We start from the raw sequence: 501 nt of genomic DNA on the forward strand, positions 1-501 counted from the left end.
TAACCACGCCGCCGCTTTCGTCCAGCATGGCGCGCTCATAGGCCAGGCGGTTCTGGTAGTGATTCAGCCAGCGCTGCTGATGGCGGATCGTGCGTTCATGATAAGGGGCCGCAATATCGCGGGCCTGTTCGAAGGTGATAATCTCATTCTCAAGCGCGGAATGCAGGGACATCTGGCCTTCGTACTGGCTTTTATCTGCGGGGCGCGGGTATTTATCCAGCGTGAAACAGGTGTAAAGGTGATCGTAATTGCTGATAAGCCGTGCCATGTTCAGATCCAGCGTCTGCGCCCGCCACATCGTCAGATATTTCTGCGCCTGTGCAATATTCCGCTCCGCCTTGCGCTTGTCCGCCTCAATCTTTCTGATACGGCGGTAACGCACATCCGGGCGTTCCTTGTATTTCGCCAGCCGCAGGGAGGCATGCGCCCGATCCTCCCAGTATTCCGCACGTTCAAACAACATCACGGCGCGTTTCATGCCGTTTTCAATACGCTGCGCAT

At 56.3% G+C, this 501-nt stretch carries 1 protein-coding gene; it reads right to left on the reverse strand.

From position 1 onward, the window contains the following. The coding region (locus FDX14_RS06065; protein ID WP_137349191.1) for a DUF3560 domain-containing protein at positions 1-501 on the reverse strand (501 nt) is incomplete at both ends.

Source organism: Citrobacter sp. wls710 (assembly GCF_005281115.1).
Classification (GTDB): Bacteria; Pseudomonadota; Gammaproteobacteria; order Enterobacterales; family Enterobacteriaceae; genus Citrobacter; species Citrobacter werkmanii.